We start from the raw sequence: 8,454 nt of genomic DNA, 5'->3' as shown, positions 1-8,454 counted from the left end.
CTGCGAATCGGTGCCAGACAAGGAATCACGGTCGATTCCCGCGATGCAATAGTTGGTGCGCTCCCTCAGCCCTCTCGGCTAAATGTGGGTAATTGAAAGTCGGACAACCTCAACGCTTACGAGCTGCTCATGAAGGCGATCGACTTCATGTACCGCATGAACTTCTTCGACTTCAGCCGGGCGGGCGAGCTGCTACAGGCCGCAATCGCTGCGGACCCAAACTACGCCACTCCCTACGCTTATGCAGCGCTATGGCACATTCACAATGTCGCACAAGGCTGGGGAGCCGAGCGCGGGCCCGATGCGGCGGAAGCGGCGCGCCTTGCCGCCGCTGCGGTAGACCGTGCGCCGGCCGACGGCTTCGCGTTAGCGGTTCTTGGACATGCCAAGGCGCTCTTATTCAAGGACTACGATGCAGCGCTCGACCTCTTCGATAGAGCGTTGAGCGCATCGCCTGGAAATGCCATGGCCTGGACCTTAAGCAGCGGCGTGTACGGCTACCTTGGCGACGGGCAGTCGGCGATCACGCGCGCTGAACAAGGATTGCGTCTATCACCTGCCGACACGCAGGCCTATTTCTACCTGATGTTCCTCGGTCAGGCGCATTACATCAACGGCAATTACGACGAGGCGGTCGTTTGGGCACGCAAGACCGCGGGACTGAACGGACGCCTATCCGCCAACCTGCGTATCCTGGCAGCTGCCTACATTGCAAAGGGCCAAGTCGAAGAGGCCCGCTCCGTCGCCAAAATGCTCTTGGACATACAGTCTCAATTCCAGCTTTCGGTCTACCGTGAGCGTTGTCCCTTCAAATCAGATTTGCGGGACCGCTTCATCGAACATTTGCGACAGGCAGGTCTGCCTGATTGAAGCCATGCTGCATTTGCAGCGAACCATAGGAGGATGCCGAAATGGGCGGTAATTGGTTCGGCGGCAACTGGTTTGGTGGCAACTGGTTTGGTGGCAACTGGGCGGGCGGTTCAAACGGGGCTAATGCAACGCGCGTGTTCGCCATGCGCGCAGATCGGCCACTTGCCGAGATCACCATCGCGCGGGCCTACAATGAGAAGTTCCGGGAAGCGGAATGGGATGCCGATTTGCGCGCCATGGCGATCATGTCGGAGTTCCCGATGCAGCAGCAAGGAGGCATGTACTGGCAGGCAGCCGTCGCGCTGCCGCCACCGACCTACCCGGTCACGGCGAAGATGATCGACGAGGTTTTGGTGCTCGCGGTTGCAGAACGGCCGGAGGCGCTCGGCGAAATCGTGGAGGAGGATCAGAATTTTCAGCTGCGGTGGTTGCAGCTTCTCAACATTACCGCGACGAGCCACCCGCAAACATTCCTGCTCATGAAAATCATAGCTCGGGTCGGCGAGTTCGCGATGGTCCAACTCAAGCTCCAATATGCGAACACGGCTAGCGCCGGCATGCCGCCTTGGTACCAGCCACGGCCGAGCCAGGTCTGCCCGACAATATACCCGCCCGTCCCGATTCCGGGGCATCCGGCCTATCCGGCAGGACACGCACTCATTGGCACGCTCACCTCCGAGTGCCTGGCCGACCTGCTGCCTCAATACGCCGACGCTTTGCGGGCTCTCGCCGCCCGGGTCGGGATGAACCGGATGATCGCCGGATTGCATTATCACGAGGACATCGACGCGGGCGCCAAGGCCGCTCTCGCCATCAAGCCCTACCTCTCGGCGTGCCAGTTCTACGCGGCGACGTTCGCACTCGCGCAGAAGGAATGGAAGTGAGGGAGCAAGGCTGGCCCAAGACCGGAGGCGACCATGAGACCTTGGGAACTGCAGTCCCGCTACATACGGGTGCTGGCGCAGCGCGATCAACACGACGTACTTGTCCAGGCTGCTGAAGACCTGATCGACGGCATTAGCCCCGTCGGCACGATGCGCCGTTACGTTCACGAGAACGCAGCGCCCGACTTTCTTATTGATGAGGCATTCGGCGCCGTGCCGATCTGGGACGGCGCCGATCACGTGCCGGTGGTCTCGGTCAAGGACAGGGGCGAGGCAGCGCGCTCCCGCCTTGCGCTCGAGAAATCGAAGAAATTCCTGATCCGTGCCTACGTGGATCCTGCGAGCCTTTCCAAGCCGAATTTCAATAATGGCGAGCCGGTCTGGTCGGATCCGGATTTGGGCGGCGCGAGTACGTTCCCCGCCGCCAACCAGGCCACGGGCGACGTGGACGCGGTCCGGCAGGACCTCGACACGGCGACGCTGCAGCACAACGGCCTTTCTGGCGCAGGCGTTGCGGTCGCAATTGTCGACACGGGGATCTACAGGCCACACCTTGCCAGGCGGCTTGGCTTCAACCCAGCCCTCGATATCGGCAATTCGTGGACGCCACCGACCGTGGCGACCAAGCCCGGTCTCAACCGCGTTGGGCACGGCACGATGTGCGCATACGGCGTGCTCGCGGTGGCCCCCAACGTGACGCTGCTCGATTACCCGTTGCTGCTGGGGCGACCGGCCGGAGAGCACACCGTCCGCGCAACGATCAGCGAGATGGTGCTCGGCTATTTTGTCCTGATCTGGCGCTGGGCGCTCCTCCGCACCATTCCCCAGGCTGCGCTCGTCGTCAACAACAGCTGGGGCATTTTTCATCCGAGTCTCGACGAGTTTTCGCCCGGCGATCCGCGGCGTTACATCGACAACCCCATGCATCCTTTCAGGCTATATGTCTCGCTGCTCACATCATTTGGGGCCGACGTGGTTTTCGCCGCGGGCAATTGCGGGAAGGGTTGCCCCAATGCCGTGTGCCTGCAGCGGACGGCGGGAATGATCATGGGCGCCAACACATATCATGAGGTGCTGACGCTCGGCGCATGCGATGTTCACGACGTACGACTCTGTTATTCGTCGCAAGGACCATCTATCGCGGGAATGTTTCCGCAGAAGCCGGATGTGACCGCCTACACGCAGTATCTCGGCTCGAAAGTTCAGCGCGGCCCGCGTGGCTTCGAGCCCGACACTGGGACATCAGCGGCATGCGCGGTCGCATCCGGCTGCGTCGCCGCGCTGCGAAGCCGTCGGCCACCGACGGCGACGGATCCGGCAACGATGATTGCGGTATTGCAAGCCACGGCGCAGCCGGTCGGCGGCGCAGTGCCAAACTATGATTACGGCTTTGGCATCCTCAGACCGGTAGCGGCCGGACACAGCCTCGGCATCATTCCGTGAACGCGCAAATCGCCAGCCCAGCCTGTAACGAACTGCCCTAACTCCGCAATCCCGGCGCCTCCTGCCCGGTGCGTGCGACGTATTCCGTGTAGCCACCGCCATATTGGTGGATGCCCTCCGGCGTCAGCTCCAGCACGCGGTTGGATAGCGTCGCCAGGAAATGCCGGTCATGCGAGACGAACAGCATGGTGCCCTCGAAATCCGACAGCGCATTGATCAGCATCTCCTTGGTCGCGAGGTCGAGATGGTTGGTCGGCTCGTCCAGCACCAAAAAGTTCGGCGGATCGAACAGCATCTTGGCCATCACCAGGCGCGCCTTCTCGCCGCCTGACAACACCCGGCAGCGCTTCTCGACATCATCGCCGGAGAAGCCGAAGCAGCCGGCGAGCGCGCGCAAGGAGCCCTGCCCCGCGGTTGGAAACGCGTCCTCCAGCGACTGGAACACGGTGCGCTCCCCGTCGAGCAAATCCATCGCATGCTGGGCGAAATAGCCCATCTTGACGCTGCCCCCGAGCGCCACCGTGCCTTCGTCCGGCTCGCTCGCGCCGGCAACCAGCTTGAGCAGCGTCGACTTGCCGGCGCCGTTGACGCCCATCACGCACCAGCGCTCGCGGCGGCGGATCATGAAGTCGAGACCATCATAGATGCACTTGTTGCCATAGCCCTTGTGCACGTTCTTGAGCGCCACGACATCCTCGCCCGAGCGCGGCGCCGGCGGGAAGTCGAACGCAACGCTCTGGCGGCGGCGCGGCGGCTCGACGCGTTCGATCTTGTCGAGCTTCTTGACCCGGCTCTGCACCTGGGCGGCATGCGAGGCACGCGCCTTGAAGCGCTCGATGAACTTGATCTCCTTGGCGAGCATGGCCTGCTGGCGCTCGAACTGCGCCTGCTGCTGCTTCTCGTTCTGCGCCCGCTGTTGCTCGTAGAATTCGTAATCGCCGGCGTAGGTGGTGAGCGAGCCGGAATCGATCTCGATCACCTTGGAGATCACGCGGTTGATGAACTCGCGGTCATGCGAGGTCATCAGCAGCGTGCCTTCGTAATCGTGCAGGAATTTTTCCAGCCAGATCAGGCTTTCCAGATCGAGATGGTTGCTCGGCTCGTCGAGCAGCATCACGTCGGGACGCATCAAAAGGATGCGCGCCAGCGCCACGCGCATCTTCCAACCACCGGAGAGCTTGCCGACGTCACCATCCATCATCTCCTGGCTAAAGCCGAGGCCGGAGAGCGCCTCGCGGGCGCGGCCGTCGAGCGCATAGCCGTCGAGCTCCTCGAACCGGTGCTGCACCTCGCCATAGCGGGCGATGATCTCGTCCATCGCGTCGGCCTTGTCAGGATCGGCCATCGCGGCCTCGAGCTCGCGCAGCTCGGCCGCGACCTCGCTGACGGGACCTGCGCCATTCATGACTTCGGCCACGGCACTGCGGCCGCTCATCTCGCCGACATCCTGGCTGAAATAGCCGATGCTGATGCCGCGATCGGTCGAGACCTGGCCCTCGTCGGGCAGTTCCTCTCCGGCAATCATGCGGAACAAGGTGGTCTTGCCGGCGCCGTTCGGACCAACGAGGCCGATCTTCTCGCCTTTGTTGAGAGCGGCGGAGGCTTCGATGAAGAGGATCTGGTGGCCGGCTTGCTTGCTGACGTTGTCGAGGCGGATCATGCTTGTCTTTGGGGGAATTTTTGCGTTGCAGCGTCATAGGCCATGCCGGCCATCAGGGGAAGCCCGGCGGGACCCGAATCCTGGCGCGTCGGCTAGGGCGCCTCCATCCCATTCGCCGCCGCTACAAATCGCTTGGCAATTCTGTCCACCTTGAAGACACCTCGGCACCTGAAATAATCGTCCTCGCAGCTGGTCGCATGAGCGTCAGAGCCCGGCCACACGTCGCGTCCGGCGCTGCTTCGACAGATCAGAGATTTTTCCTGTACTCTTATTCGCTTCCCCAACAACAGGAACATCGCTGGGTGAGCGCGTATTGAAGGACCATCAGAATAGGCTCGACGGAGGCCCTCATGATTGGGACAAAGCTGAACGAAACAAGGCTGACCAATTTGGCGACAGCGTGCGCGGCCCTGGCCCTCGTGCTCGCCACGGTTCCGGCAGCGGCGCAGGAGGCCGGACGACCGAGAGTCGGCACACTCACGTGCAACATATCGCCCGGGGTCGGCATGATTGTTGCTGGACAACGGCAGTTGAGCTGCATCTATGCATCGGCGAGAGGCAGGGCGCGCGAGGCTTATGAAGGCACCGTCAGCACGCTTGGTCTCGATATAGGGGCCACGTCCGGCGGTCAGCTCGTTTGGGCCGTTTATGCCCCGACCGCGGTTCGCCACGCCGCGTTGGCTGGAACCTATGCAGGCGCGACCGCCGGCGGCACTGTTGGCGCCGGAGTTGGTGCCAACCTTCTTGTGGGCGGGTCGGATCGCACGATCGCCTTGCAACCGGTATCCGTTCAGGCGCAAACGGGTGTGAACATCGCGGCAGGCATATCGAGAATGGAATTGCGGCCGGCTGCTGCGCCAGTGCGTCGCAGGGCGCAGTGACGGCCGTCGCCGGCCAATTAAAGTAGAAATGGCGCTTGTTAGTGAGGCCGGGTCCGCCGTGGCCATCGGTGCTCTCAGCACGTCACTGCTGGTTCATCGCAAAGATGCCCGAAGGTTCGCTTTGCGCAAGCCGAGTGCTCTTCTTCCGGCGAGGTCCAAGCGATAGACAAGCCACCGGCCTCAGGAATTTGCTATTGAATTAACGGCTTGTACAATGGCGGCGGGATCTGCGTACGTGACCATATGCCCGGCATTCGGAACGAGATGAAGATCGGACCGGGGCAGTGCCTGATGTAAATCTCGCGCTTGGTTGTGTTCGACCACCTGGTCCTCTGTTCCGTGGAATATTTGCACTTGATGGGCCATGGTCGAATAATAGGATTGGAATTGTGCCGCAGTTGGAATGAGGAGTGCACTTTCCTCCGCAGCCGCCCTCAACTGTGTGGGTCTGAGAACGAGAGACGCTGGAAATTCATTCTTGAACGTCTGCGGGACAGAACGGGGCGCGAAGATCTTACGGAGAGCTCCCGGCAAGACGGCCCACGAAATGATCGGCGCGACAGTGTAACTGACCAAGTCGCCTAGCACCGGTATGGCTGGACCGGCCATCAGCCACACGTCCAATCGGACGGTCGGGAAGTAATACCCGGACGCAAGCACAAGACCCCGGATCGGATAATCCTTCCGCACGCCGAGAGCGATAGCGACAAAGGCGCCCCAAGAATGGCCCAGCACCACAGGATCGCGGATCCCGAGTTGATTGAGCGCCTTCACCAATAGAGCTGCTTGAGCTGCTGCGGTCCATATTCGGCGCCGCGGCCGCTGACTATAGCCAAAGCCCGGGCGGTCGAAGCACACCACGCGATTGCTACGAGCAAGAAGATCGACCAGGCCACTGATCGTGAAGTCCTGGATCATGGATCCGTTGCCATGGAGCAGCACAACACAAGGAGCCGCGGGATCGCCCCGATCGATATAGTGGAGTACCACGCCGTCGCACTCGAGGAACTTGCCGATTGGTGGATTCCTCCACGCGGCCAGTTTGGAGAAGCCGACGTTGCCGATGATGAGAAGTGCTAATAACAAGGCGGCGATGAGCAATACGGTTTCGGCGGCGGTCATGATCGAGCCTTGATGATCGAGGGGTCAGAACACGAGACCCGCGGTGCCGAGCAGATCAGCCAATCCATCGAATAATTGGAAGTTGAAGCGCTCGTTCCTGCGCGCAATGGCGGAGGATTGATTAAAAAATCGCTCGCCCCGGAACGGTCCAGAAATGCCCACGTTTGCTCGCGTAGGATCGCACCTGTGACGGAGAGCATAGGATCCGACCTCACCAACAACAACGATGGAGCAACAAATGGCCAATCCACGCCAGGAGGAAAAGTCTACGCAGAGCCCTGAGGACACAATCCGCCGCGCCGCCGAGAGGACCGCGGAGCAGACCAGACGGATCGGCTTAGCTACCGCTGAGGCCGGCGAGGAGGTGGCCCAAGCCAGCAGCCACCTGCTGCGACAAAATGCCGAGATGCTGCAAAACACTTGGCGCTTCGGCGTCGACATGGCCACCGCGATGATGGGCCGCTCGACTGATCAGCTTGGTCGCACGTTCGGTTTGACGGGCAATGAAGCGCAGCGGGCAACGGAACGCTCGGTCCGCAACGCCGAAGCAATCATGTACTCTACGACCGCAGTGGCCAAAGGAATGAATGGCATGTCACGCGAGTACTTTGATTTCGTTCGACAGCAGATCGAGAGGACCATGGACCGCATGAATGAACTCTGGCGCTGCCGAACTCCTCACGATTTGGCGGCCTTGCAGACTGATCTGATGCGCGACACGGTCAGTAGCGCCTTGGATACCAGCCGCCGGATGGCGGACATGTCTCTGAAGGTGGCTGACGACGCCGGAAACCATATAACCCAGAGTATCGAACGCATGCGGCAGGCTGCCTAGCACGCCGGCATAATCATGGGGTACGTGCGCGGCTGAACCTCAGCCGCTCATGTGCCTTGCTGGAGCTGCGGCCTCGCCGCTCCAGATTCCTCAGCGCACTGCATCAGCGCGGAGTAGACGACCACGTCAGCGGCTAAATCGCCGCTAGTCGCCTTTGAACCCGCTGCTCAGTCAAAGTGCCCTCCGAACGGCCAGACGAACCACGTCGCTGCGACAAGAAGGAGCCTAGCACTTAGCCGCGGACTTGTGAGCCGTAGTCTAGGAGGATGTCCGACTTGGGGTCACGTGCCGCTGTCCAGGCACCGCAGCCCGCATCCCGACCTCGGCGGCCTGCATCATTGGCGCCAAGTGCCGCGCCTTTTTATAATTATGCGCTGACTATTCCGCGGTGTACCTGGCCGTCAGGGAATGACCATGCAAGCTCGCGGAAAACACCACGATGGCCTTTGGTGACAGCTCGGCCTGCAGCTTTCCCGTCATCATGTTGGGATTGGCCGGCGCAAGCGGAACGGTGACGGTCTTGCCGCCGTCTTGAATCGTTGCGCGCCCCCGCATGTCCTTGGTCGACAGCGGAGAACCATCGTCGTCGCCCACATAAAAGACGATTTCCGTGCCCTTGCGGACAAACTCGATCGGATGTCCCTGCGATCTGACGACGGGACCGCCGTTGCTGCCCTTCGTCTGTGCCATGGCAAGGTCCGGCATTGTGGCGATCACAGCCATCACGGCCGGGAAGATGTATTTTCTCATTGGTGGCTC

General features: G+C 61.4%; 8 protein-coding genes. 5 read left to right on the top strand and 3 right to left on the bottom strand.

The window, feature by feature from the left end:
- Positions 1-129: 129 nt before the first annotated feature.
- Genes IVA78_RS01590 through IVA78_RS01580 form a run of 3 tightly spaced genes read left to right on the top strand, consistent with a single transcriptional unit; the run spans position 130 to position 3,197 of the window.
- Entirely contained in the window at positions 130-870 is a 741-nt protein-coding gene (locus IVA78_RS01590; protein ID WP_247281534.1) for a CDC27 family protein, read from the top strand.
- A 41-nt stretch (positions 871-911) separates the two neighbouring features.
- On the top strand, positions 912-1,754 hold the full coding sequence (locus IVA78_RS01585; RefSeq protein WP_247281535.1) for a PA-phosphatase: 843 nt from the start codon (positions 912-914) through the stop codon (positions 1,752-1,754).
- Positions 1,755-1,787: 33 nt separating this feature from the next.
- Positions 1,788-3,197 (top strand): S8 family serine peptidase, encoded by a 1,410-nt coding sequence (locus IVA78_RS01580; protein ID WP_247281536.1) that lies wholly within the window; start codon positions 1,788-1,790, stop codon positions 3,195-3,197.
- 37 nt (positions 3,198-3,234) lie between these two features.
- Here the strand turns inward: IVA78_RS01580 and IVA78_RS01575 are convergent, their stop codons facing one another.
- On the bottom strand, positions 3,235-4,857 hold the full coding sequence (locus IVA78_RS01575; RefSeq protein ID WP_247449333.1) for an ABC-F family ATP-binding cassette domain-containing protein: 1,623 nt from the start codon (positions 4,855-4,857) through the stop codon (positions 3,235-3,237).
- Positions 4,858-5,207: 350 nt separating this feature from the next.
- Between IVA78_RS01575 and IVA78_RS01570 the strand changes: the two genes are divergently transcribed.
- Complete coding sequence (locus IVA78_RS01570; protein WP_247281538.1) at positions 5,208-5,738, top strand: DUF992 domain-containing protein; 531 nt, start codon at positions 5,208-5,210, stop codon at positions 5,736-5,738.
- Positions 5,739-5,918: 180 nt separating this feature from the next.
- On the opposite strand, the gene IVA78_RS01565 is transcribed toward IVA78_RS01570, so the two are convergent.
- Positions 5,919-6,860, bottom strand: a complete 942-nt coding sequence (locus IVA78_RS01565) for an alpha/beta hydrolase (protein ID WP_247281539.1) — start codon at positions 6,858-6,860, stop codon at positions 5,919-5,921.
- Between the two features lie 238 nt (positions 6,861-7,098).
- Here IVA78_RS01565 and IVA78_RS01560 point away from each other — a divergent pair, with 238 nt between their 5' ends.
- The gene (locus IVA78_RS01560) at positions 7,099-7,695 is read left to right on the top strand and encodes a phasin family protein (protein WP_247281540.1); all 597 of its coding nucleotides are present in this window, start codon (positions 7,099-7,101) and stop codon (positions 7,693-7,695) included.
- A gap of 378 nt (positions 7,696-8,073) precedes the next feature.
- Here IVA78_RS01560 and IVA78_RS01555 read toward each other — a convergent pair whose 3' ends face one another.
- Complete coding sequence (locus IVA78_RS01555) at positions 8,074-8,445, bottom strand: hypothetical protein (RefSeq protein ID WP_247281541.1); 372 nt, start codon at positions 8,443-8,445, stop codon at positions 8,074-8,076.
- Positions 8,446-8,454: the final 9 nt, after the last annotated feature.

The organism is Bradyrhizobium sp. 137 (assembly GCF_023074095.1).
Taxonomy (GTDB): domain Bacteria; phylum Pseudomonadota; class Alphaproteobacteria; order Rhizobiales; family Xanthobacteraceae; genus Bradyrhizobium.
Note: the sequence above shows the minus strand (reverse complement) of the source record. Positions and strands in the feature narration are given on the sequence as shown.